Origin of the sequence: Azospirillum sp. HJ39 (assembly GCF_041507355.1) — a bacterium.
Classification (GTDB): domain Bacteria; phylum Pseudomonadota; class Alphaproteobacteria; order Azospirillales; family Azospirillaceae; genus Azospirillum; species Azospirillum thiophilum.
Map to the genome: position 1 here is coordinate 838702 of NZ_CP167913.1, position 24696 is coordinate 863397.

The 24696-nt window shown below is 72.5% G+C and carries 20 protein-coding genes and 1 pseudogene; 5 read left to right on the forward strand and 16 right to left on the reverse strand.

The window, feature by feature from the left end; all coding sequences use genetic code 11:
* Positions 1 to 327: 327 nt before the first annotated feature.
* Both ABMY26_RS35270 and ABMY26_RS35275 read right to left on the reverse strand, forming a co-directional pair.
* Positions 328 to 1773 carry a flippase gene (locus ABMY26_RS35270; protein WP_372400093.1) on the reverse strand — a complete coding sequence of 482 codons (1446 nt, stop codon included), beginning with the start codon at positions 1771 to 1773 and terminating at the stop codon, positions 328 to 330.
* Positions 1774 to 1823: 50 nt separating this feature from the next.
* Positions 1824 to 4085, reverse strand: coding sequence for a GumC family protein (locus ABMY26_RS35275; protein WP_372400094.1), 2262 nt, complete (start codon positions 4083 to 4085; stop codon positions 1824 to 1826).
* Between the two features lie 275 nt (positions 4086 to 4360).
* On the opposite strand from ABMY26_RS35275, the gene ABMY26_RS35280 reads away from it, so the two are divergent.
* Both ABMY26_RS35280 and ABMY26_RS35285 read left to right on the forward strand, forming a co-directional pair.
* Positions 4361 to 5044 (forward strand): Crp/Fnr family transcriptional regulator, encoded by a 684-nt coding sequence (locus ABMY26_RS35280; RefSeq protein WP_372400095.1) that lies wholly within the window; start codon positions 4361 to 4363, stop codon positions 5042 to 5044.
* A gap of 152 nt (positions 5045 to 5196) precedes the next feature.
* Entirely contained in the window at positions 5197 to 5400 is a 204-nt protein-coding gene (locus ABMY26_RS35285) for a DUF2892 domain-containing protein (RefSeq protein ID WP_045584027.1), read from the forward strand.
* Between the two features lie 116 nt (positions 5401 to 5516).
* Here the strand turns inward: ABMY26_RS35285 and ABMY26_RS35290 are convergent, their stop codons facing one another.
* Positions 5517 to 6086 (reverse strand): ActR/PrrA/RegA family redox response regulator transcription factor, encoded by a 570-nt coding sequence (locus tag ABMY26_RS35290; RefSeq protein ID WP_045584026.1) that lies wholly within the window; start codon positions 6084 to 6086, stop codon positions 5517 to 5519.
* 36 nt (positions 6087 to 6122) lie between these two features.
* A complete protein-coding gene (locus ABMY26_RS35295) occupies positions 6123 to 7511 on the reverse strand; it encodes an ActS/PrrB/RegB family redox-sensitive histidine kinase (protein WP_372400096.1) in 1389 nt (462 codons plus the stop codon).
* Between the two features lie 99 nt (positions 7512 to 7610).
* Between ABMY26_RS35295 and ABMY26_RS35300 the strand changes: the two genes are divergently transcribed.
* Both ABMY26_RS35300 and ABMY26_RS35305 read left to right on the forward strand, forming a co-directional pair.
* A complete protein-coding gene (locus ABMY26_RS35300) occupies positions 7611 to 8438 on the forward strand; it encodes an ABC transporter ATP-binding protein (protein WP_372400507.1) in 828 nt (275 codons plus the stop codon).
* A gap of 16 nt (positions 8439 to 8454) precedes the next feature.
* A complete protein-coding gene (locus ABMY26_RS35305) occupies positions 8455 to 9300 on the forward strand; it encodes an ABC transporter permease (protein ID WP_372400097.1) in 846 nt (281 codons plus the stop codon).
* Positions 9301 to 9310: 10 nt separating this feature from the next.
* Here ABMY26_RS35305 and ABMY26_RS35310 read toward each other — a convergent pair whose 3' ends face one another.
* The 11 genes and pseudogenes from ABMY26_RS35310 to ABMY26_RS35360 form a co-directional block, all read right to left on the reverse strand.
* Positions 9311 to 9559 carry a hypothetical protein gene (locus tag ABMY26_RS35310; RefSeq protein ID WP_372400098.1) on the reverse strand — a complete coding sequence of 83 codons (249 nt, stop codon included), beginning with the start codon at positions 9557 to 9559 and terminating at the stop codon, positions 9311 to 9313.
* On the reverse strand, positions 9559 to 11769 hold the full coding sequence (locus ABMY26_RS35315) for a chemotaxis protein CheA (protein ID WP_372400099.1): 2211 nt from the start codon (positions 11767 to 11769) through the stop codon (positions 9559 to 9561). Before ABMY26_RS35315 ends, ABMY26_RS35310 begins: the two co-directional genes overlap by 1 nt.
* Entirely contained in the window at positions 11766 to 12245 is a 480-nt protein-coding gene (locus ABMY26_RS35320) for a response regulator (protein WP_372400100.1), read from the reverse strand. The genes ABMY26_RS35315 and ABMY26_RS35320 overlap by 4 nt, the downstream gene beginning before the upstream one ends.
* Complete coding sequence (locus tag ABMY26_RS35325) at positions 12242 to 13120, reverse strand: protein-glutamate O-methyltransferase CheR (protein ID WP_372400101.1); 879 nt, start codon at positions 13118 to 13120, stop codon at positions 12242 to 12244. Before ABMY26_RS35325 ends, ABMY26_RS35320 begins: the two co-directional genes overlap by 4 nt.
* 4 nt (positions 13121 to 13124) lie before the next feature.
* Positions 13125 to 13862: a HEAT repeat domain-containing protein gene (locus ABMY26_RS35330; protein WP_372400102.1), complete on the reverse strand. Its 738-nt coding sequence runs from the start codon at positions 13860 to 13862 to the stop codon at positions 13125 to 13127.
* 27 nt (positions 13863 to 13889) lie between these two features.
* A complete protein-coding gene (gene cheB / locus ABMY26_RS35335) occupies positions 13890 to 15026 on the reverse strand; it encodes a chemotaxis-specific protein-glutamate methyltransferase CheB (protein WP_372400103.1) in 1137 nt (378 codons plus the stop codon).
* Positions 15027 to 15034: 8 nt separating this feature from the next.
* Positions 15035 to 15835, reverse strand: a complete 801-nt coding sequence (locus ABMY26_RS35340) for a chemotaxis protein CheW (RefSeq protein ID WP_372400104.1) — start codon at positions 15833 to 15835, stop codon at positions 15035 to 15037.
* Between the two features lie 106 nt (positions 15836 to 15941).
* A pseudogene (locus ABMY26_RS35345) lies at positions 15942 to 16646 on the reverse strand (chemotaxis protein CheW); the annotation flags it as partial.
* A gap of 14 nt (positions 16647 to 16660) precedes the next feature.
* Positions 16661 to 18643, reverse strand: a complete 1983-nt coding sequence (locus ABMY26_RS35350) for a methyl-accepting chemotaxis protein (RefSeq protein ID WP_372400105.1) — start codon at positions 18641 to 18643, stop codon at positions 16661 to 16663.
* A 92-nt stretch (positions 18644 to 18735) separates the two neighbouring features.
* Positions 18736 to 19401: a chemotaxis protein CheC gene (locus ABMY26_RS35355; protein ID WP_372400106.1), complete on the reverse strand. Its 666-nt coding sequence runs from the start codon at positions 19399 to 19401 to the stop codon at positions 18736 to 18738.
* The gene (locus ABMY26_RS35360) at positions 19398 to 19799 is read right to left on the reverse strand and encodes a response regulator transcription factor (protein ID WP_372400107.1); all 402 of its coding nucleotides are present in this window, start codon (positions 19797 to 19799) and stop codon (positions 19398 to 19400) included. The genes ABMY26_RS35355 and ABMY26_RS35360 overlap by 4 nt, the downstream gene beginning before the upstream one ends.
* Before the next feature lie 239 nt (positions 19800 to 20038).
* On the opposite strand from ABMY26_RS35360, the gene ABMY26_RS35365 reads away from it, so the two are divergent.
* A complete protein-coding gene (locus ABMY26_RS35365) occupies positions 20039 to 23911 on the forward strand; it encodes a tetratricopeptide repeat protein (RefSeq protein ID WP_372400108.1) in 3873 nt (1290 codons plus the stop codon).
* Here ABMY26_RS35365 and ABMY26_RS35370 read toward each other — a convergent pair.
* Positions 23883 to 24674, reverse strand: a complete 792-nt coding sequence (locus tag ABMY26_RS35370) for a MetQ/NlpA family ABC transporter substrate-binding protein (RefSeq protein WP_372400109.1) — start codon at positions 24672 to 24674, stop codon at positions 23883 to 23885. The two genes, ABMY26_RS35365 and ABMY26_RS35370, sit on opposite strands and share 29 nt — an antisense overlap.
* Positions 24675 to 24696: the final 22 nt, after the last annotated feature.

Consider the following 24696-nt stretch of genomic DNA (forward strand, 5'->3'; position numbering starts at 1 on the left):
ACGCCGGAGGAGATGCAGGCGGAGATACCTCGAAATTCGAAATTGTTTTATTGTTGTGACTTCGCCGTGGTGCTGAAGTAACCCGTTTCCGACGTTGTGCAGCGCGAAGTGTTTCAGAAATCACCGTCCTATGAAAAGACTATGATTGCCGATCACGGCCGTATTAATGGTACTAACCCCGGCCGCTATCGAATGAATGCTTGGAGGCACCAACAGAGACGTTCGGAAGTGGTGCAATGGGCACAAAGAGATTTGCTGTCCGGTACAGGAAGTCCTGGTCTGCAGGAATCGGGGGGCACCGTCACCGTCCCGCCACAAGGTGCTCCGTCAGGCCGTGGCGCTGGCCAGCCGGCGCAACCTTTTCGGGCGCACCAGACCGGTCAGCACCGCGACCGCCGCATAGACCGCCACCATGACGACGCTGCCCAGCACGAAATGCACCAAGGGCGGCGCGCGGTCGAACAGCGGGGCGGCGAAGCGGTCGAGCGCCAGCGCCGCGGCGATGGCCATGCCGGCGCACAGCAGCGCCCGCGCCGCGATCCCGCCATACAGCTCGCCGACCGCCCGGCGGTGGATCCAGGCGATGGCGACCGTGGCCGCCAGCTCCGCGGTGAAGGTCGCCATCGCCGCGCCCTCGATCCCGTAACGGGGGATCCACCAGACATTCAGCAGCGCGTTCAGCGCACCGCCGGACAGCATGGCGATCATGTAGCCGGTCTGCCTGTGCCAGACGAGCAGCGGGTTGCCCAGGATCATGTTGGCGTAGACCACCGCCGAGGCCAGCATCAGCAGCCGCAGCGCCAGCGTGGCCGGGGCGTAGGCGTCGCCGAACAGCGTGCCCAGGATGACCGGCGCCAGGGTTAAGCCGCCGGCGACCACCAGCCCGCCGACCGCGAGCATGACCGAGGCATAGGCACGCATCCGGTCGCGCATCTGCCCCAGCTCGCCATAGGCCGCGGCCAGCTGCGGCAGGAAGGCGTTCATCACGATGTTGCCGACCAGATTGGCCAGCGTCTGGATCTTCACCGCCGCGCTGTACCAGCCGACATCGGTATGCGGGGCGAGGAAGCCCAGCATCACCACGTCGAGATGGGTGAAGATCGCCCAGGCGAAGACGCCGACCGCCATCGGCGTCGCCGCGGTCAGGATCTCGCGCCAGACCTTCAGGTCGACCCGCGGGCGCAGCGTGCCGAAGTCGCGGCGGAAACGGCCGATCATCACCAGCGCGTTGACGGTGATGGATCCGCCGGTGATGGCGGCGGCGGTGATGGCATCCTCAGGGCCGCGCACCAGCAGGAAGACGAGCAGCATGGATCCGATGGAGGTGCCGATCTCCCGCGTTGCGATCACCCCCATCTTCTCGGTCGCCTGGTAAACAAAGTCGAGCACCAAAGCGTTCCCAAGAAGCTGGACCGCCTGCACCAGAAGAACCGCCTTCACCGCCATCGGCTTGTCCAGCGACAGGATGAAGGCGGCATAGAGCGCGCCGACGATCAGCGCCAGCACGGTGCGCAGGGTCAGCACATGCTCCGACAGCCGGGCCGCCTGGTCGCGGTCCCGCGCGATCTCCCGGATCGCGTAGGTGGACAGGCCCATGTTCACGAACAGCGCCGCATAGGCCATCAGCGAGGTGCCGAAGCCCAGCACGCCGAAGCTGTCCGGCCCCAGCACCCGGGCGGTCCAGGCGGCGGTGACCAGCCCGCTCGCCATCGTCGCCGCCTTCGCGGCGGCCAGGGCCCGGATGTTCTGGAAGATACGGCGGCCAGCGGTCATTCACGGGCTCATCAATGGTGGAAAGCACATGGAACACGGAAGGGAGTTCCTCAATTCGCGTAGTACCGGCGGTAGCCGTGGTAGCGGCCGCTGTCGGGGAACTCGTACTGGGCATGGCGGCGGGCATCGACCTGGCTGAACAGCACGCCGACCACCTCGCCGCCGGCCTCGACCACCTCCTTCAGCCCGGCCATCGCCGTGCCGCGCTTGGTCAGGCCCCAGCGGACGATGAAGACGGTCTGGTCGGCCAGCGCCGCCAGCAGCTTGCCTTCCGACACCGCCAGCACCGGCGGCGAGTCCAGCACGACGCGGTCGTAGTTGACCGACAGCCGCGACAGCAGCTGATGCATGCCGGACGACCCCAGGCTGTCCTGCGGCAGGGCCCGGCCATGGCCGGCGGAGATGACGTGCAGGCCGGTGCGCGGATCGACCTGGATCGCCTCCTCCAGCGCAACGGTTCCCGCCAGCACCTCCGACAGGCCGCGGTCGTTGGACAGGCCGAGCATCTCGTGCAGGCATTTGCGCCGCAGGTCGCAGTCGACCAGGATCGTCCGCTGGCCGGCGTTGGCGCAGGTGCGGGCGAAGGCCGCGGCGACGGAGCTCTTGCCCTCGCCGGGAACCGACGAGCTGAACAGGATCACCCGGTGCCGCCCGTCCGGATTGGCGAGCAGCAGCGAGGTGCGCAGGTTCTGCATCGATTCCGCGAAGGCCGAGACCGGCTTGTCGACGATGTAGCTGGCCGGTGCGCCGCCGAAGCGCGGGATGCGCGGCACGATGCCGAGGCTGCGCACGCCGGTGGCCAGCTCGAACTGGTGCGGGCTGCGGAAGCCGCCGTCGGACCGTTCGCGCAGCATGGCCAGCAGCACGCCGACCGTCCCCGACGCCACCAGCGCCAGCAGCAGGATCAGCTTGCGGTTGGGCTGCGACGGGTCGAGCGGGATCGATGCCTCCGACACGATGCGGGCGTCGGGCTGGCGCATGTCGTTCTGCGTGGCGATCTGCTGCGAGCGGGTCAGCAGCGATTCGTACATCGCCTGGGCGGTGCTGGCGTCGCGTTCCAGCGTGCGCAGGCCGACGGTCGCCTGCTGCTGCTCGTTCTGCCTGGCCTCCGCCTGGTCCAGGCTGGCCTTCAGCGCCTGCTCGCGGCCCTTCGCCATCTCGACCTCGTTGCCGAGGTTGGCGACGATCTTGCCGACATCGGCCCTGATCTGGCCCTGCAGGTCGCGCAGCTGGCTCTGCAGCGCCTGCAGCATCGGGTGCCGGTTGCCATAGCGGTTGGTGGCGTCGGCGATCTGCCGTTGCAGATCGACCTCGCGCTCGCGCAGCGCCTGGATCAAGGGCGAGCCCAGCACCTCGCCGACCGCCGACGCGCCGCGCGGCGAGTTGGCCATCGCCGTGACGTCGCGCAGCTTGCTTTCCGCCTCCTGCCGCTTGGTGCGGGTCAGGATGTAGTCGGCGTTGAGCTGGCTCAGCTGCTGGCCGACCACCGTGCTTTCGTTGGTCGAGGAGACGGTCAGCCCATGCTGGGTGCGGTATTTCTCCACCGCGTCGCCGGTGGTCTGGGCCTCCTTGCGCAGGTCGCCCAGCCGCTCCTCCAGCCATTGGGTGGCGCGCTTGGACGCCTTGAACTTCTCGTCCAGCTGGTCGACCAGATAGAGGTCGGCCATGGTGTTGGCGATCTGCGACGCCTTGCGCGGGTCCTCGCTGTCGAAGCTGACGGCGATGACGTAGGAGCGCCCCTGCGGCCGGACCGAGGTGTTGTCGAGCACGGCGTTGACCACCGAGGTCATCTGGTTGCGCGCGATCTCGTCGGGGGACAGCGGCACATCGCTGGTCTGCTTCCAGCTGTCGGGGATCCAGTTGCGCGGGTTCAGCGCCACCAGCCAGCCCGGCGGCGGCGGACGCAGCGCGGCGTTGAATTCCGGATCCTTCGTCAGCCCCAGCTTCGCCACCACCTTCTCGGCGAAGGCCGGCGATTTCAGGATCGCGACCTCGCTTTGCAGCGCGCTGATGTCGGGGGTCATGTCGGACACCACGCCCTCGAAATTGAGGACGGTGTTCTTGCGATGCTCGACCATGATCAGGGTTTCGGCCGTGTAGAGCGGCGTCATGCGGAACGCGACCAGGGCCGCCAGCCCGGTGCCGACCACGATCGCCATGCCGATCAGCAGCTTGTGCCGCCGCAGCAGCCCGGTGGTCCGGCGCACCGCGCTGGCGGCGCTGGCCGACAGGTCGTAGGATACGGAACCGGTCCCCCGCCGGGTTTCAGGGGTATGACGGCGGGGCTGTTCCTGAAGTTCCTGGGTGGCCAAAGGGTCCTCCTCGCGTAACGACCAGAAGCGCGGCCATAGGACCGAACGGTCGCCCGATCTTCCATTTCGGACAGCGGCTGCTGTCCGTCGGTCGGGCTCGGCGGTTCGTCCGATTGGCTGAAACGCAGTGTTAGTCCAGCCGTTGCATCGGCCATCCTGTGCATGCGGCGAGCAAGGGGCGCGCAGTGGGTAGTCTTCCTGACCCTGTTGCAGTGCAGTATGGACCGTCGCAGCCGGACGGGGGATAATGGGGATTACTCGAAAGGACAGGGGCCATGACGCGCGAACGCACCGGTTGGGCCGCCGAAATGCCTGCGCTTTTCCCAGCATTGGCGAGGCTGGAACCGGATCGGGCCGCCTATCTCGACACTGCCGGCCGGCGGGTGGAGGTTCCGCGCGGCACCGTCCTGTTCCGCGCCGGCGACCGGTGCCACACCTTCCTGATGGTTCTTGACGGCACGGTGCGGGTGCAGATGACCTCGGAGACCGGGCGGGAGATCGTGCTGTACCGCGTCGCCCGCGGCGAAACCTGCATCGTCACCACCGCCTGCCTGCTGACCGACGCCCCCTATGGCGCCGAGGCGGTGGCGGAAACCGACATCGACGCGGTGGCGCTGGCGGCCGGCCCGTTCCACGAGCTGGTGGCGCGCTCCGCCGCCTTCCGCGACTTCGTCTTCGCCTCTTTCGGCACCCGGCTGACCGGCATGATGATGTTGATCGAGGAGGTCGCCTTCGGCCGCATCGACCTGCGCCTTGCGCGGTTCCTGGCCGACCGCCGCGACGCGGCCGGCGGGCTGGACATCACCCACCAGGCGCTCGCCGTGGAGCTGGGCACCGCGCGCGAGGTGGTGAGCCGCCAGTTGAAGGAGTTCGAGCGCCGCGGGCTGGTGGCCTTGTCGCGCGGCCGGATCCAGGTGCCGGACCCGGCGGCGCTGCTGGCGCTGGCGGACGGCCGGTGAGGGCGGCGGCTCGATACCGGGACGTGCAAAAGCTGCCCTGACCTGCCCCCCTGTGACTCCGTCACAGACGGCAACCTCAGCCGCGGCATAAACCATCGTCATGCGGGAACGAGCGATTCCCGTGCCATCGCCTCAACATGACGGGTGCCGCCATGAATTGCCGCAATATGGGCCCGGTCGATCGCGCGTTGCGCGCCATCGTCGGGCTGATCCTGATTTCGCTGACCGTCGTCGGCCCGCAGACCCTGTGGGGACTGGTCGGGCTGGTGCCGCTGCTGACCGCCGTCGCCGGCTTCTGCCCGGCCTACACGCTGCTGGGCATCAAGACCTGCCGGACGGAAAACCGCATGGTCTGATGCGGCCATATCCCGGACATGCCGAAACGGCATCACGGACATGCCGAAACGGCCCGCCCCCCTGGCGGGCCGTTCGCATTCCGGCGGAAGAGGCCGGCGGAAGACGCCGGCCGCGGTCAGGCGCGCGGGGCGTGCTTGTTCAGGATGCGCTGGAGCGTCCGGCGGTGCATCTTCAGGCGGCGCGCGGTTTCCGACACATTGCGTTCGCACTGCTCGAAGACGCGCTGGATGTGCTCCCAGCGCACGCGGTCGGCCGACATCGGGTTTTCCGGCGGCTGGGGCAGCGGGCGGCCATCGGCCAGCAGGGCCGATTCGACGGCGTCGGCGTCGGCGGGCTTGGGCAGGTAGTCGACCGCGCCGGCCTTCACCGCCGCGACGGCGGTGGCGATGTTGCCGTAGCCGGTCAGCATGACGACGCGGGCGTCCGGCCGGGCGTCGCGCAGGGCCGACACCACGTCCAGCCCGTTGCCGTCGCCGAGCCGCAGGTCGACCACCGCGAAGGCGGGGGCCGATTCCTGCGCAACCTCGATGCCGAGCTGCACGCTGTCGACCGCCACCACGTTGAAGCCGCGCTTCTCCATGGCGCGGGCCAGCCGCGTGCGGAAGGGGGCGTCGTCGTCGACGATCAGGAGGCTGCGGGTGACGTCGCCAGTGAAGGTCAGTTTGACGGCATCGCCCGACAGCAGGTCATCGGTTGTTTTGAGGGTGTCCACCGCAAAACCTCATTTCTTGGCGTTGATGGTCTTCCAGCGCACGGAAATCCGCGCGCCGCCGCCCGGCGTCTGATGACCGCCGGCATGCGGGTCGGCGGGCGGGATGCCGGCCGGCGGGTTGTTGGCGTACTGCACGGTCGCGCCGGTCTTCTCCAGCAGCGTCTGCGCGATGAAGATGCCCAGCCCCATATGGCCGCCGCCCGCCTGCCCTTTCGGGCCGGAGCGCTCGCCGCGCACCGACAGGTACGGCTCGCCGATGCGGCCCAGCAGATGGGGCGGGAAGCCCGGCCCGTCGTCCATCACCGTCACGGTGACGCCGCGGCCGTCCCAGGCGGCGGCGACCGTGACCTTGTGGCGGGCGAACTGGTGGGCGTTCTGGATGAAGTTGCCGATGCCGTGGATGATTTCCGGGCTGCGGCGCAGGAAGGGTTCGTCGACCTCGCCGACCGGGTGCGGCTCCACCGCGAAGGCGATGTGGCCCAGCCGGTGCGGGGCGGCGGCGGCCTCGATCAGCGTGGTCAGCGGCAGCCGTTCGAACGGGTCGCCGCCGTCGGCCTCGGGCTTGCGCGCCAGATCGGCCAGGATTTCGCGGCAGCGCATCACCTGGCTCTGCAGCAGCTCGACATCCTCGCCATAGGGGCTGTCGGGCGGCAGGTCGCGCGCCAGCTCCTTCGCCACCACGGCGATGGTGCCGAGCGGCGAGCCCAGCTCGTGCGCGGCGGCGGCGGCGAGCGCGCCCAGGGCGCCCAGCCGCTGTTCGCGGGCCAGCGCCACCTGCGAGGCGGCGAGCGCATCGGCGAAGCGCCGCGCCTCGGCGGCGACGCGGAAGACGTAGCCGGCGATGAAGACCGACGACACCGTCAGCGACAGCCACACCCCGAAGGCGTAGAGCGGCGCCATGGAGCGCACCGGCTCCTCCCACGGCAGCGGGAAGTGCCACAGCGCGAGCGCGGTCAGGCAGATCAGGTTCAGGCCGGTCAGCAGCACCGTGCTGTAGCGCGACAGGATCGCCGCGCCGACGGTCATCGGCGCCAGCAGCAGGATGGCGAAGGGGTTGCTGAGGCCGCCGGTGAGGTACAGCAGCAGCGTCAGCTGCAGCATGTCGTAGCTGAGATACAGCGCCGCGTCGCGGTCGGCCAGCCGCAGCCGGCCGCCCTGCTGGGCCATCGCCACCACGTTCAGCAGGGCCGACGCGCTGATGGCGGCCAGCACCGGCCCCAGCGGCAGCGGGAAGCCCAGCCCGAGGCTGACGAAGCCGACCGCGGCCAGCTGGCCGATGACCGCGACCCAGCGGATCAGGATCAGCGTGCGCAGCGTGATGCGGCCGTCGGGCTGCGCCCATTGCGGCGGCGGCGGGGCCGGGATCGGTCCGGCCAGTGCGCCGGCGAGCGTCGTCATGACAGATGCCCCCGGGACGGATGCCCCTGGCGGTTGCGGCGGTTGCCGCCATATTCTGTGCCCATGACCGAACGAACCATGCCGCAGCCTCCGGCCATCATGCCCTCCCCTGCCTCCTCCCCTGCCCCCTCCGCTGCCCCGGCCCCCGCCCCGGCCATCCGGGCCGACGGGCTGACCAAGCGCTTCCCGACGCCCGGCGGCGGGCAGGTGACGGCGGTCGACGCCATCGGCTTCACCGTGGCGCGCGGCAGCGTGACCGGCCTGCTTGGCGGGAACGGCGCCGGCAAGACGACGACCATCTCGATGCTGCTCGGGCTGCTGCTGCCGACGGCCGGGACTGTGGAGATCCTGGGCGTCGACATGGCGCGCCATCGGCATGCCGTGCTTCCGCGCATGAACTTCTCTTCCCCCTACGTCGAGCTGCCCCATCGGTTGACGGTGCGGGAGAACCTTACCGTCTATGCCCACCTCTACGGTTTGACATGCGTCAAAAAGCGCGTCCAAGAATTGGCCGAGCATCTTGACCTGACCCGGTTTCTCGATCGTCCGTCCGGCGGCCTGTCCGCCGGGCAGAAAACCCGCGTCGCCCTGGCCAAGGCCCTGCTGAACGACCCGGAGCTGCTGCTGCTCGACGAGCCGACCGCCTCGCTCGACCCCGACACCGCCGATTGGATCCGCACCTACCTGGAGCGCTACCGCGCCCGCACCGGCGCCACCATCCTCCTGGCCTCCCACAACATGCTGGAGGTGGAGCGGCTGTGCGACGGCGTGCTGATGATGCGGCAGGGCAGGATCGTCGACCGCGGCGCCCCGTCGGCCCTGCTTGCCCGCTACGGCCGCCAGACCCTGGAGGAGGTGTTCCTGGACATCGCCCGCGCGCCCGACAGCCCGCTCCTGGCCGGGGAGACCGCCGATGCCGCCGAATGACCCCATGAGAGAGCCCATGAATGAACCTTCGGCCCATCCGGCCATCCCCCGCGCCGATTTCTCGCTGCGCCGGATCGCCGCCATGGTGCTGCGCTACTGGTACCTGCTGCGCGGATCCTGGCCGCGCATCCTGGAACTGGCCTACTGGCCGACCATGCAGATGATCCTGTGGGGCTACATCAACCAGTTCATGGCGTCGGGCAGCGGCGGGGGCAGCGGCTGGGTGGCGCAGGGCGCCGGCGTGCTGGTCAGCGCGGTGCTGCTGTGGGACGTCCTGTTCCGCGGCCAGCTCGGGGTCTCCGTCTCCTTCCTGGAGGAGATGTGGTCGCGCAACCTCGGCCACCTGTTCGTCAGCCCGCTCCGCCCCGGCGAATGGATCACGGCGCTGATGACCATGAGCCTGCTGCGCACTTTGATCGGCGTGCTGCCGGCGGCGCTGCTGGCGATCCCCTTCTTCGGCTATTCGGTCTTCGCGCTGGGCCTGCCGCTGGCCGCCTTCTTCGTCAACCTGATCGTCCTGGGCTGGTCGCTCGGCCTGCTGATCGTGGCGCTGATCCTGCGCTACGGCATGGGGGCGGAGGGGCTGGCCTGGATCGTCGTCTTCATGCTGGCGCCGGTCAGCGCCGTCTACTACCCGGTGTCGATCCTGCCCGTCTGGCTCCAGCCGGTCGCGCTGGCCCTGCCGTCGGCCCATGTGTTCGAGGGCATGCGGGCGCTGATCTTCGACGGCCTCCTGCGCTGGGACCATCTGGCCTGGGCCTTCGGCCTGAACGCGCTCTACATGGCAGCGGGCGTCGCGGTCTTCCTCTACGCCTTCCGTCAGGCGCGCGTTCGCGGCGCGCTGCTGCAGACCGGGGAGTGAGCCCCGTTTTCTAGGAACTGGCGCCCGGCGGCAGCAGCGGCCCGACCCAGCGCGCCAGGAAGGCGTCCGCCGCCGCGCCGGCCACCGCCGGCCTTGCGGCCAGCAGCAGCTGCAGCAGTGCCGTATGCAACTCCGTACAGGCCGACAGGTCGACGCGCGGCGCCGCCGTCGCCTCCAGCCATTCCGCGAGCGGCAGCGCCTCGTCCACCGTGCAGGCCGCCTCGAAGCGGGCGAGATCGTCGTCGTAGCGGATCGGCATCACAGCAGCTCCCTCAGGTCGAGCACCAGGATCAGCCGGCCGTCGCCCAGCACCGCGGTTCCGGCATAGCCGCGCAGGCCGCGCAGCACCCCGGTCATCGGCCGCAGCACCACGTCGGCACGCTCGCCGACATCGTCGACCGCGACAGCGACCGGCCCGTCCCCCAGCTCGGCCAGCAGCACGCAGTCGGCCCCGCCGCCCCCCGGCCCGTCCCCCGGCTTCTCTTCCGGCTGGCCCAGCAGGCGGCGCAGGCGGACCAGCGGGACGACGCGGTCGCGCAGGACGACGCTCTCCGCCCGCTTCACCGCGCGGATGGCGGTGCGCGGCACACGCTGGACGCCGCCGACCAGGGCGACCGGCACGCCGTAGAGCGCCCCCGCCGCCTCCACCACCACGACGCGGGTGATGCTGAGCGTCAGCGGCAGGGCGAGCCGCACCCGCGTGCCGGCGCCGACCGTCGAGGCGATCTCCACCCGGCCGCCGGCCCGCTCCACCGCGGCGCGCACCGCGTCCATCCCGACCCCGCGGCCGGACAGGTCGGAAACACCGGCTGCCGTGCTGAATCCGGGGGCGAAGACCAGCCGCAGCGCGTCGGCGTCGGACAGGGCGGCAGCGGCCTCCGGCTCCAGCAGCCCCTTGGCGACGGCGGCGCGGCGCATCGCGGCGGGGTCGATGCCGCCGCCGTCGTCCGAAACCTCGACCACCACGCCGCCCTTGTCCTGGAAGGCGCGGATGCGCAGGGTGCCGGCGGACGGCTTGCCGGCGGCGGCGCGGCGCTCCGGAAGCTCGATGCCGTGGTCGAGCGCGTTGCGCACCAGATGCAGCAGCGGCTCGCCCAGCATGTCGAGGATGTCCTTGTCGGCCTCCGTCTCCGCCCCCTCCAGCACCAGCTCCACACCCTTGCCCAGCCGGCGGGCGGTGTCGCGGACCAGCCGGGGCAGCGGTTCGAAGACCCGGGCCAGCGGCAGCAGCCGCAGCCGCAGGGCGGCATGGCGCAGGTCGCCGACCAGCGTGTCCAGCCGGGCGGAGAAGGATTTCAGGTCGCGCCCGAATTCGGATCCCGGCCCGGCATCCGCGGCGCGGCGGACCAGCGGCCCCAGCTGTCCCTTCACCACCGACAGCTCGGCGACCAGCGTCATCAGCGCGTCCATCCGCTCGGGCTCCACCCGCAGGGCGCGGCGCGCGGCCGGCGGAGGGGTGGCGGCGGCGGTCGGGACCGGGGCCGGCTCCGGCCCGGCCTCGACGTCACCGGCAAGGAACCGGCGCAGGCCGTCGCCATCGGTGCAGGCGGCCTCCAGCCGGCGCCGGTCCACCCGCCGGCCGAGCGCCGCCTGGATCGCCGTCACCGTCCGCAGCACCGCCGCCCGGCGGGCATCGCGTTCGGCCGCGCCGCCGGGCAGGTCCAGGATGTGCGCCTGTTCCGCCAGCATGGCGTCGGCCAGCGAGGCCGGCGTCGGCGCGCGCGCGGGTGCCGCCAGCACCACCGCACCGGTCCGCACCTGGTCGGGCACGCTGCGGAAGGCCGGCGCCACCGCCTCCGGCGCTGCGCCGCTGAGCGCGCGGAAGCGCAGCAGGCAGCGATGGGGATCCATCTCCGCCGGCGGCGGCAGCGGCTCCGCCGGGTCGATCCGCAGCAGCCGCAGGTCGGGCACCCGGCGGAACAGCGCCAGCGGGTCGTCGCCGGTGAAGAAGCAGTCGGGATCGGGCGTATAATCGATCGCCGTCAACACCCCCCCGCCGGCCGCGCGCCGTTCCTCCGCCGTCAGCGCCGCCAGCCAGGGGAAGCCTCCGGTTCCATCGTCCCCGGCCGTCCCCTCCGCCGCGGGCGCCTCCCCGCCGCCCGACAGCGCACGGGCCAGCGGTTCGGCCGCGTCCGCGGCATCGGCGGGCAGCGCGCCGCCGCTGTCCAGCGCCGCCACCCAGCGGGCGCACTGGTCGAGCGCACGGAACAGCCGGTCGGCCAGCTCGGGCGTCATGCTGCGCCGGCCGTCGCGCAGCAGCGACAGCACGTCCTCCCCGGCATGGACCAGCCGGGTGAAGGGCGCCATCTCGAACAGGGCGCTCGCCCCCTTCAGGGTGTGGAAGGCGCGGAACAGCTCGTCCACCGCGGCGCGGTCGGCCGGGTCGCGCTCCAGCGCCAGCAGCGCGCCGCCGGCGGCCTCCAGCAGGTCCTGCGCCTCGACGATGAACTGGTCGAACAGCTCGTTCATGGCGTTCCCTCCGGGCCCGCGCCATGTCCGTCCGTGCCGGCGGGGCTTTCCGCCGGAGGCCCGGCGAGCGGGCGGCCGGTCAGCAGCCGGGCCGCCTCCACCAGCGTCTCCGGCCGCGGCGGCTTGACGATGTACCAGTTGGCGCCGGCCAGCAGCGCCTGCTCGCGGTCGCTGTCCTTCGATTCGGTGCTGATCATGATGGCCGGCACGTCGCGCAGGACCGGGTCGCGGCGCAGCACGCGCAGCATGGTGTAGCCGTCCATCTTGCGCATGTTGACGTCGACGATCACCAGATCGGGCGGGGCGGCCATCGCGCGCTCCAGCCCCTCGATCCCGTTCACCGCCTCATCCACCACGAAGCCGTCGGCCTCCAGCACCCGGCGGCCGAAGGCGCGCACGGTCACGGCATCGTCGACCACCAGGACGCGCGGCCCGCCTGCGGTCTTTGGGCCTGCGGTCTTGGGACCTTCGCTCATTGTGCCCCTCCGTCGGCCGGCTTCTGGTAGAGGATCGCGTCCGGGAAGCGGCGCGGGACGAACAGCGAGGACATGCGGCTCATGCTTTCCGAATGGCCGAGGCAGACGAAGCCGCCGGGCGCCAGCGCATCGTGGAACATGCCCGCCGCCTCCCGCCGGCCCAGGTCGTCGAAATAGATCAGCAGGTTGCGGCAGAAGATGACGTCGATCCCGCGGAACGCCCGCGCCTGCCGCGGATCGGCGATGTTGACCAGCGAGAACTCGACCGACTCCCGCAACTCCTCCACGATCCGCCAGCGCGGCCCGCCGCCCTCGGCGGCACCGCGCCATGGCTGGAAATACTTGGCGCGCAGATGGGCCGGCAGCCCCTGCAGGGCGCGCTCGTCATAAACGCCCTCGCGCGCACGGTCCAGCACCGCGCTGTCGATGTCCGACGCCAGCAGCTCGATCTCGTAATCGTCCACCCGCCTCCAATGCTCCAGCAGCATGATGGCGATGGAATAGGGCTCCTCCCCGGTGGCGCAGCCGGCCGACCAGATGCGCAGCCTCGAACCCGCGGGCCGTCCGCGCACCAGCTCGTCGAGGACGGAATTCACCAGGCAGTCGAACTGGTACTTCTCGCGGAAGAAATAGGTCTCGTTCACCGTCATCAGGTTGACGAGCCGCTGAAGCTCCTCCCCCGACGCCTGGAAGCGCAGCAGGTTCAGATAGGCGCGCAGGCCGGCCGCCCCGACCGCCTGCATGCGCGACGCGACGCGGCGGTCGACGAAATAGCGCTTGGCCTCGGTGAAGGACAGGCCGGTTCGCTCGCGCAGGAAGTCGCACAGCGTGGCATATTCCTCCGCGGACAGGCCTTCGGGTTCGGCACCGGTCACGCGGTCATCCACCGCGGAAGCTCGAGCGGGCCGCATCGACGGCGAAGGCGACGAAAGGGTCGTCGGGGAAGCGGCGGGCCAGGATCTCAAGGCTCGACAGCGCTTCCGGACTGCCGGCCTCGGCCAGCGCCTCCACCGCGGCGAGGCCGACATTGACGTCGGCGTCGCGCTCCAGCACCGCCGCCAGCCACTCCCCCCGGCCGGAGCCGGAGGCCGGGCCAGGGCCGGGCTCCGGGCCGGGCTCCGGGCCGGGCTCCATCGCCAGCCCGCCCAGCCCCTGCACCGCGAAGATGCGCAGGTCCGGGTCGGCATGGCCGAGCAGCGGCAGCAGGACCGAAGCGGCGACCGCCGCCGGCATCTGCTGCAGGCTCTCCAGCGCGGCATTGCGCAGGGCGGCGTCCTCGCGGTCGAGGAAGGGGACCAGCGCCGCCGCGGCCTCGGGCGTGGCGATGCGGGCCAGCGCCGTCAGCACCGCCTCGCGCACGCCGGCATCGCCCTCCTCCTCCAGCCGGCGGGCCAGTGCCGCGACGGCATCCGGCTCCGGCGCACGGCCCAGCGCATGCGCGGCGTCGCGCCGGACCGACGGGTCGGCATTCCCGAGCGCGGCCAAGGGATCGGCCAAGGGATCGGCCAAGGAATCGGCAAGCGGGGCGTCGAGCGGATCGGCCGCCGCGGCACCGCCCCGGACATCCTCCGGCGGAACGGGCGGGCTCCCGCCCGCCTTCTTCTTCACCAGCCCCATGCGCCCCCCATGTGTCCCCTATCCTCCCTACCCTGTCCGCTGGTCCGGCCGCCGGGCGGCGGGCATCAGCCAGCGGACCAGCTGGCCGGCGATCCGGTTCGACGGCAGCACGATGCCGGCGCCGCCGCGGCGGATCAGATCCTGCGGCATGCCGAAGATGACGGCGCTGTCCTCGGACTCCGCGATGGTCCGGCCGCCGCGGCCATGCAGGTCGGCCATCGACGCCCCGCCGTCGTTGCCCATGCCGGTCAGCAGCACGCCGACCAGCCGGTCGGCCGGCAGCAGCCGCAGCGCGCTCGTCACCAGCCGGTCGGCGTTCGGATGCCAGGGCCGGTCGGGCGATGCAGGGACGCAGACCGCCTGCAGCCGTCCGCCGCGCCGCGCCAGCTCCAGGTCGGCGCCGCCGCGGGCGATGCAGACCATCCCCGGCTCCAGCACCGTGGCCCGCGCCACCTCCACCACCCTGAGCGCGCACAGCTCGTCCAGCCGCCGCGCCAGCGTCGCGGTGAAGGCGGGCGGCATGTGCTGCGCCACCACCACCGGCCAGGGGAAATCCGCCGGCAGCACCGGCAGGATGTCCTCCAGCGTGCTCGGCCCGCCGGTGGACACGCCGACCAGCACGACACCCCAATTGTCACCGCCGCCCGGCATCTCCGCCGGGGACGGCGGCGCATCCTGCGGCGATGGGGGGGCGGGGGCGGCGAAATCCTCACCGGCGATGCGGGCACGGGCCAGCCGCAGCCGTTCGCGCAGGCCGTGCACGCGGCGCGGGCGCGAGGACGCCGCGGCGCGCACCGTCTCCACCAGCTCCATGCCGATGCGGCCGATGGCGCCGGCCGCCGGCTTCTGCACCGCTTCCACCGCGCCCAGCCGAAGCGCCTCCAGCGTCTCCTCGGCGCCCGCGCCGGTCAGGGCGGAGACCATGACCACCGGCTTGGGATGCTCCACCATGATGCGGGCGAGGCAGGCCAGCCCGTCCATGCCCGGCATGGTGATGTCCAGCGTCACCACGTCGGGGTCGAGGACGGGCAGGCGCGCCAGCGCCTCCTCGCCGGTCGCGGCGGTTTCCACCCTGAATCCGGCCTCTCCCAGCAGGTCGGCGATCCGCCGCCGCATCAGCGCGGAATCGTCGACCACCAGCACCGTCGGCTCAGGCCTGCCCATTCACTGCCTCACACTGGGGAAGCCGGCAGGGCCGGACCGTGCAGATCGGCAAGCCGGTCCATGTCGAGCAGCCCGTCGGCGTCCATCAGCAGGATCAGCCGCGCCGCGCCGCCGGCCGTGTCCAGCGTGGCGACCCGGCGGATCAGCCGGCGCTGCGCCGCCGACACCGCGGGCGCCGGGCCGATCCGCTCCGCCGCCACCGTCAGCAGGCCGGACAGCCCGTCCACCAGCAGCCCGACGCGCGCCGCGTCCGCCCCCTGGCGCCCGACCGCCACCACCCGGCCGCGCTCCGCCACCCCGGCGCCGGCATCCAGGGCGGGCAGATGCAGCAGCCGGCGCTGGTCGATCAGCGGCAGCACCTCGCCGCGCAGGGTCAGTACCCCGGTGACGAAGTCGGGGGCGTTGGGCAGCGGCGTCACATGGTCGGGCCGCCGCAGCACCTCGCGCACCACGGCGACCGGCAGGCCGTATTCCGCCCCGGCGAGCCGGAACACGACGAAGCGCTCCTCCTCCGCCGCACCGTCCGCAGCCCGCGCCGGCTCCATCGCGATTCCTTCCCCATTCCCCGCCCCGTCCCCCTCGGCGCCGAGCGCGGCGCCATGGCGGAACAGCCGCTCAGCCGACAGCACCGACACCAGCCGCCGTCCGCCGTCGACCCGGGCGATGCCGTCGAGATCCTCGAACTCCGGCTCGCGGGCCAGCAGCGGCGGCACCGGGTCGACCAGCTTGCGGTCGAGCCGCAGGATCTCCCGCACCTCGTCCACCAGCACGCCGACCGGCGCCCGCCCGTCCCCGGCGCGCACCACCACGACGCGGCGTCCGGCGGCCTCGCCGGGAGCATTTCCATCCGCCGCCAGCCCGAAACAGGGCGCGCAGGTCGACCAGCGGCAGCAGCCGGTCGCGCACCGCCATCACCCCCAGCAGATGCGCCTTGGCCCGCGCCATGCGGGCGACCTCGCGCGGGGCCGGCAGCACCTCGCGCACCCGGTCGACCGGCAGGGCGAACTCCTGCCCGGCGACGCCGAAGACCAGCAGGGCCGGCGCGTCGCGCCCCCCATCGCGCGCCCCATCGCGCTCCGAAGTTGACGTTCCGGCATCGGCAGGTCCGGCCGCCGCCCGCAGCGCCGGCCTGTCCGCGTCCTCCACCATGTCGCCGAACTGGCGGTCGATCAGCGCGTCCAGCTTCAGGATGGTGGCGGGACCGTCGCGCAGCACGCCATCCAGCATGACGGGGTCGAGCCCGCCGTCCTCCTCCGTCACCGGATCGATGCGGCCGGGAACCGTGCGCAGGATCCCGGCCATGGCATCCACCCGCAGGCCGACCGGCTGGCCGCGATGCCCGACCAGGACGACGCGGGTTTCGCGCGTGCCCCGCCCCGCGCCCTGCTGCCGGCCACCGCCCTGCCGGCCGAGCGCCAGGGAGAGGTCGAGCACCGGCACCGCCTCGCCATGCCACTGCGCCAGCCCATCCAGACTGGGCGGCCCCAGCGGGATGCGCACCAGATCCGGCAGGCGGATCACCGCACGCACCTCCGCGAGCGGCAGCGCCAGCCGCAGGTCGCCGACCGTCACCGTGACGAAGGCGAGGGCGCCGTCCACGTCGGGACCGGCGGTGCCCATCGGGCGGCGGGCCGTCACGCCGCGCCCAGCAGGCTGTCGGCCATCGCCGCGATCTCCTCGATGGCGGAGGCCAGCTCCTCGGCGCCCTTGGCCTGCTCGCGCGCGGCCTTGGCCGCTTCGGTGCCGGCCAGATTGGCGGCGGCGGCGGCGGTCGCCACCTGTTCGACGCCGACGCGGGTCTCGCGCAGCGCGCCGGTGGTCTCCTCGGCAGCGTCCAGGATCTCCCGGCTGCCGGCGGTGACCACCCGCAGTTCCTGCGCCCCGGCGGTCAGGGTGACGCCGAAGGCGCGGTGCCGCGCCGCTTCCGCCACCGCGGTCGCGGACACCTCGTCGATGTCGCGGCGCACCCGCTGCATCTGGTCCTGGATGTCGCGGACGATGTCCTTCACCCGCTCGGCGCTCTCGGCGCTGTCGCCGGCCAGCTTGCGGATGTCGCCGCTGACCACGGTGAAGCCGCGGCCATAATCGCCGGCCCGCGCCGCCTCGATCGAGCCGCTGACCGCCAGCATGCCGGTCTGGATGGCGACGGTGGCGATGGCGTCCACCACCTTGTCGATGCGCCGGCCGATCCGCTCCAGCGTGTCGAGCCGGTCGGCGGCGCGGCGGGAGGAGTCCACCGCCTCCATCATCCCGTCGGCCAGCCGGCCGATGGTGTCGCGGGTCTCGACCAGCAGCGCGTCCATGCCGCCGCAGCGCTCGACCGACTCCCGTGCCCGCGCGGCAGCCAGCGTCGAGGCGGCGTCGATCTCGGCGATGGCGGAGGCCAGCTGGTGGGTGGCCGCGCTCTGCGCCTGGGCGCCGCCGGAGATCTGGCCGATCGCCGTCATGATCTGGGCGGCGGCGCGGTTGATCTCCTCGATGGCGGCCGACAGCTCCTCCGCGGCCGATGCCAGCTCGTCGGCGGTGGCGGCGAGGTCGGCTGTGCCCTCCAGATCCTCGGCCAGTTCCGACAGCTGGCCGGCGGCACGCCGGCTCTGGCCGAGCGCCACCGCCTGCTCGCCTGCGGTCCGCAGCGCCTCTTCCGCGGCGGCCGACTGCTCCTCGGCGCTGGCGGCGATGGTCTCGGCCCCGCGCAGCGCCTCGCGCGCCGCCTGGTCGGCCTCGACCGCGGCGCGGATCGTCTCCTGCGAGCCCTGGACCAGCGCCGTCATGTCCGACCGCACGCCCTCCAGCTGGCGGACGATCGTGCGCCCCCGCTCAACCTCGCTCTTGGCGGCATCGGCCGAGGCGACGATGCCGGCGGCGATGTCGGCGACCGCCGCCTGGATCTCGCCGACCATCGACTGGATGTCGTTGGCGCTGCGTTCCGACCGTTCGGCCAGCGCCTGCACCTCGTCGGCGACGACGGCGAAGCCCTTTCCCGCATCCCCGGCCCGCGCCGCCTCGATGGCGGCGTTGAGCGCCAGCAGGTTCGTCTGGTCGGCGATGGCCGCGACGCTCTGCACGATGGCGCCGATCTCCGACGCGCGGGATTCCAGGTCGCGGACCAGCCGGACCGACGCCTCCTGCCGCTCGGCAGTGCGGACGATCCCCTCGACGGAGGCGAGGATCTGGCCGCTGACGTCCTTCAGCGTGCCCTGCAGCGCCTCGACCCGCAGCACGGCCTGCTCGGCGGTGCTGCGCGAACGGCTCAGCAGTTCGGACGCGCGGCCGATCATGCGCTGCGACTGCTGGGTGGCGCCGGCCGATTCCTCGGCCCCGGCGGCGATCTGCTCCATCGCCCGGCGCAGCTCCTCGGCCGCCGCCGCGGCCTGGGCGACGCCGCTCGCCAGCTCGGTGGAGGCTGCGGCAATGCCGCTGGCGGCCTGCCGCCGGCGCGAATCGGCCCGTGCCCGGCGGCGCTGCGGGCTGGCGGCCCCGCCGGCATCCGGTGCCGGGGCCGCCGGAGGATGGCCGGGCGCGTCCGCGGGTTGGCCCGGACCGGCTTCGGCACCGCCGCCGGCCTTGGTCCGGGCGGTGTGCGCCGTGTCGATCTTCGTCTTCTTGATGAGTGCCATGATGCTTCCCGTCTTCTCTGCCGGCTTTCCGGCCTGTATCCCTCGCGCCGGTCCCTTGAGGCGGTCCGTTGCGGCGGTCCCGCCTGCCGGCCCTACGCGACGACCCGTCCGATGTAGCGGCCGAGCGTGGCCTGCAACGCCCCCGCCGACCCGGAGTCGAGCAACAGGACGACGCGTCCGCCCACCACCACCCCGTCGCCGCCCGGCAGGGCGGTGCGCAGGTCGATGTGGAACAGCACGGCGGCGGCACCCCCGGCCGTGCCGGCCGCGATCACCGCCCGCGCCGGGGCGCAGGCCTGCAGGATGTCGGCGGCGCCGCCGCGGAACAGCGCGGGCAGGCCGGTGTCGACCTGCTCGCCCAGCAGGTTGGCGACCAGCGCCAGCGCGCTGTTCAGCACGACGTTGCCCAGCTCCGCCAGCACCTCGTCCTCCAGCGCCGGAACCTCGTCCGCCGGGACGTCGGCGGGCAGAGCCGCCCGCGCCAGGGCAAGGCTGCCCTGCTGGGGGAAGACCAGCAGGGCGCAGCCGGCGAACAGGCCGCCAAGCTGTTCCGCCACGCCGACCAGCGGCGGCGGCAGCGCCCGGTCCAGCAGCCCGGCCACGTCGGCCGGCGGCACCATCTCGACCGACGGGACCGACAGCGTCACCAGCCCGCCCAGCATGCGGCCGAGCGCTGTGGAGGCCTTGCCGATGCCGATGTTTCCCAGCTCGGCCAGCGCATCGCGCTCCAGCTCGCTCAGCATGGGGGGGGCGGTCACTCCTGCTGTGCCTGGCCCTGGGGAGTTTGGCGGCGCGGCAGCGCGGTCGAGTTCAGGAAACGGACCACCTGCTCCTCCTCCAGCGGCTTGGGCATGAAGGCGGCGCCGACGGCGCGGATGCCCGACACCACCGCATCCTGCGCATTCGCGGTGATCACCGCGATGTGGACCTGGGGGTTGCTCTGGCGCAGCTTGGCCGCGGTGTCGACCCCGTTGTCGCCGGGCATGTTGTAATCGATGATCGCAACATCCACCGGTGTGCCCTGCAGCGTCCGGAAGAGTTCGTCGCCGTTCGCCGCCTCCACCACCGACCAGTCCGGCTTGTTGCGCAATACCATCGCCCGCACATGCATGCGGGAAAGCTTGCTGTCGTCCACAACGATTACAGTCTTGCTCAAGATATACGCCTTTTGGGTAGAGTTCGACGCATGGCGGCGAAATTTTCGCAAGTATACAGGATGCCCGGCAGGGCGCCAGCCTCCTCGATAATCATAAGAACCCGACAGCAGGCCTGGGTGTTGCATTTTCGCGTCGGGATTTGCAGGCGAAGCTGCCGGGCCGATCATGCTATCGATGCGGGACCGGCGGCCCCCGCCGCATCCGTTTCCAATCATCCTCCGATCCGGCCACCCGTTCCATGCCGCCACCCGCCGCGCCGCCCGCCGTGAAAGCCCGTCTGGCCGCCCTCCTGGACAAGGCGCTGGCCTGTCACCGCGCCGGCGACCTGGATGGGGCGGAGCGCGGCTACCGCGCCATGCTGGCGGTCGACGGCGGGCACGCCGACGCGCTGCACCTGCTGGGCGTGCTGCACCACCAGCGCGGCCGGGACGCCGATGCGGTGCGGCTGATCGGCCGCGCCGTCGCCCGGCGCTCCGGCGTGGCGGAGCAGCACGCCAATCTCGGCCTCGCCCTCCACGCGCTGGGCCGGCTGGACGAGGCGGAGGCGGAGTATCGCCGGGCGCTCGCCCTGCGCGATGCCTATCCGGAGGCGCACAACAGCCTTGGCAGCGCCCTGCAGGAGCGGGACCGGCTGGCGGAGGCCGCCGCCCACTACCGCCGGGCGCTGGAACTGCGCGGCGACTATGCCGAGGCCTGGGCCAATCTCGGCACGCTGCTGCGGGCGCAGGACGATTACCGGGAGGCCGAGACGGCGCTGCGCCAGGCGCTCCGGCTCGATCCCGGCCATGCAACGGCGCTGACCAATCTCGGCGTCGTCCTGAAGGAGACCGGCCGCGCCGCGGAGGCGGAGGCCGCCCATCTGGAGGCGCTGCGCCTCGCTCCCGAAGACGCCGAGACGATGGTGAACCTCGCCCTGCTGCGCGAGGCGCAGGGCCGCGGAGGGGAGGCGGAGGCACTCTACCGGACGGCGCTCGGCCATGCTCCCGGCTTCGCGCTGGCGCGCTGGAACCTCGCCCTGCGTCTGCTTGGCCAGGGCCGGCTGGCGGAGGGGCTGGAGGAGTACGAGGCGCGCTTCGCCTCGCGCCGCGTCTCGGCCGGGCGCAACTTCACCCTGCCGGCCTGGGACGGTGCCGCGGGCGGGCGCCTGCTGGTCTGGCGCGAACAGGGGCTGGGCGACGAGCTGATGTTCGGCACCGCCCTGCCCGACCTCGCCGCCCGGCTCGGCCCGGACCGGCTGATGGTGGAGGTCGACGCCCGGCTGGCCGGGCTGGTCGGCCGCGCCCTGCCCGGCGTGACGGTTCGGCCGGAGACGCGCGATGCCGCCCCTGCGGATGCGGGCGCGCATCTGCCGATGGGCTCGCTGCCCCGGCTGCTGCGCCGCAGCCTCGCCGATTTTCCCGACCGTCCGTCCTGGCTGGCACCCGACCCGCAGCGGGCCGCCGGCTGGCGGGATCGGCTGGCGGCGCTCGGGCCGGGGCTGCGGGTCGGCATCTGCTGGGGCAGCCAGAACATGGCGGGGGAGCGCAAGGCCTCCTACACCGCGCTGGCCGATTGGGCGCCGCTGCTGGCCCTGCCCGGCCTGCTCCCGGTCACCCTGCAATATGACGGGCGCGAGGCGGAGATCGCCGCGGTCGAATCCCGCCTCGGCCTGCGCATCCACCGCTGGGCCGGCACCGACCTGAAGACCGACCTGGAAGGGGTGGCGGCGCTGATATCCGGCCTAGACCTCGTGGTGACGGTGGCGAGTTCGGTCGGCGAGATGGCCGGCGCCCTGGGTGTGCCGGTCTGGCGCTTCGGCCCGGCCGGCGACTGGACGGCGCTCGGCACCGCGGTGCGGCCATGGTTTCCGTCGATGCGGCTGTGGAGCGCCCGCCCGGGCGAGGCGCTGGCCGATGTGCTGGTGCGGATGACGGCGGAGATCGGCCGGCTGGCGCCTTCCCCCGCTCCGCCGTCCGCCCCCTCCATCGCCGACCTGCTGGCCGAGGCGCAGGCCCTGCACCGGTCCGGCCGCTGGCCGGAGGCCGAGAAGGCCTACCAGGGCATCCTCGACCGGGGCGGCGAGGTGCCTGGCGCGCTGGAGGGGTATGGAACGCTCGGCCATCAGGCCGGCCGGCCCGACATCGCCGTCACCCTGCTGACCCGCGCCCTGGCGGCGGAGCCGACCGCCGGCCGCCACAAGGGCCGCGCCCTGGCCCATCGGGCGATGGGCGCCACCGCGGAGGCGGAAGCCGACTGGCTGGCCGCCGCGACGCTCGACCCCGGCGATGTCGAGGCGCTCGGCAATCTCGGCGCCCTGCGCCTGACCCGCGGCGCGGCGCCCGAAGCGGCGGACGCGACCGCGGCGGCGTTGCGCCATGCCCCCTTCCATGCCGGGCTGTGGACCAACGCCGGTCTGGCCCGGCAGGCGATGGGCGGCGACGGGAAGGCGGACTTCCGGCGGGCGCTGGCGCTCGACCCGGCGCTGGCCGAGGCCTGGACCGCCCTGTCCGCCGAGGCGCTGCGCAATCCGGACCATGCCGCCGCGGCGGACCGCGCGGCCGGGCGGGCGCTCGCCCTGCGTCCCGGCGACCCGGCGGCGACAGGCAATCTCGGGCTGGCCGCCCTGGCGCTCGACCGGCCGGCGGAGGCGGTGGCGCATCTGCGCCTCGCCCTGCACGGACAGCCGGGCGATCCCCACATGCTCGGCAACCTCGCCCTGGCGCTGGAGCGGGCCGGCGACGGCAACGCCGCCGGGCTCGCCCGGTGGCGGGCGATCCTGCTCGCCCCCGGCGGCGGCGGCGGGGCCGGCTGGGCCGGGCTGGCCGACCTGCGGCAGCGGCAGGGCCGCATCGATGCGGCACTGAAGGGCTGGGGCCGCGCGCTGGCGCTGGAGCCACGGCGGGCGGACTGGCGCTACAATCTCGGCAACGCGCTGCACGCCGCCGGCCGTTTGGCCGAGGCGGACGCGGCCTACCGGCAGGCGGTCGAGGACGACCCGACGCTGGCGCTCGCCGCCTTCAACCGCGGCTATGCGGCGCTGGCGCGCGGCGACCTCGCCACCGGCTGGACCGGGCTGGAGGCACGCTTCGCCGCCGGGCAGGCGTTGCCCGACCGCCGCTTCCGCATCCCGGCCTGGGACGGCGGCGACCCGACGGGAAAGACCGTGCTGGTCTGGCGCGAGCAGGGCATCGGCGACGAGCTGATGTACAGCGCCTGCTACCCCGAGCTGATCGCCCGCGCCGGGCGGGTCGTCGTCGAATGCGAGCCACGGCTGGTGGCGCTGTTCGCGCGCTCCTTCCCGCAGGCGGCGGTGCGCGCGGCGACGGAGGATCCGGCCGATGCCGACCGCCATGTCGCGGCGGGATCGCTGCCGCTGCGGCTCGGCTGGGGCTTGGGCGGCTTTCCGGCAGGCGGCGGCTGGCTGCGGGCGGACGATGCGGCGGTGGAGCGCTGGCGGGGATGGTTGAGGGGGGAGTGTGGCGACGGTTGCCCCCTCCCTAACCCTCCCCCGCGTTCCGCGGGAGAGGGAACTGCCGCCGCTTCGCGATCGAGCCATGCCGACAAGCATCCTGCCCCCTCTCCCGCCACGGGCGGGGGAGGGATGGGGAGGGGGCAATCGCCGTCGGAGCCCGACTCCCCCCTCACCATCGGCCTCTGCTGGCGCAGCGGCCTGCGCGGCGCGCTCCGCGATGCGAACTACGCCGCGCTGACCGGGTGGGCGCCGATCCTCACCCTGCCCGGCCTGCGCTTCATCAACCTCCAGTATGACGAGTGCGAAACGGAACTCATCGAAGCGGAAGAGACGTTCGGCATCGCCATCCATCGCCCGCCGCTCGATCTGAGAAACGATCTGGACGGGGCGGCGGCGCTGACGGCGGCGCTGGATCTGGTGGTGTCCGCCGGAACCTCGGTGGCCGAGATGGCCGGCGCGCTCGGCGTGCCGGTCTGGCGGATCGGACCGGCGGGGGACTGGACGGCGCTCGGCACCGGCTGCCGGCCCTGGTATCCGTCGATGCGGCTGTTCAGCCCGAAAGCCGGGGAAACGCTCGGCGACGCGCTGTGCGCCGCCGGGCGTGCCCTCATGGACCTCGGAACGCGGGCCCTCAGAACGCGGGAACCACCGCGTTCTTGAACTTGGTGAGGATGAAGTCCTTCACCTCGGGGCTGTTGTAGGCCTTGACCAGCTTGGCGACCCAGGGCTTGTCCTTGTCGGCCTTGCGCACGGCGATGACGTTGGCATAGGGGCTGTCGGCCGATTCGCGGGCGATGGCGTCCTTGACCGGGTCGATGCCGGCTTCCAGCGCGAAGTTGGTGTTGATGGCGGCGGCCGTCACGTCGTCCAGCGAGCGCGGCAGCTGGGCGGCGTCGAGCTCGACGATCTCCAGCTTCTTCGGGTTCTCGACGATGTCGATGGGCGACGCCTTCAGGGTGCCGCCGTCCTTCAGCTTGATCAGCCCCTTGGCCTGGAGCAGCAGCAGCACGCGGCCGCCGTTGGTCGGGTCGTTGGGGATGGCGAACTTGGCCCCAGCCGGCAGCTCCTCCAGGCTCTTGACCTTCTTGGAATAGATGCCGATCGGATAGACCACCGTCTTGCCGACGCTGACCAGATCGAAGCCGCGGTCCTTCACCTGGTTGTCGAGATAGGGCTGGTGCTGGAAGCTGTTGGCCTCCAGGTCGCCGCCGGCCAGCGCCTGGTTCGGGATGACGTAGTCGGTGAATTCCAGGATCTGGATGTCCAGCCCGTCCTTGGCGGCGATCGGCTTCACCGCCTCCAGGATCTGGGCGTGCGGACCGGCGGTGACGCCGACCTTGATGGTCTCGGCAGACGCGGCGAAGGCGACGGCCATGGTGGCGGCGCCGGCCAGCAATGACGCCAGCGAACGGAAGCGCAGCATCTCGAACACTCCTTGGGGTTCT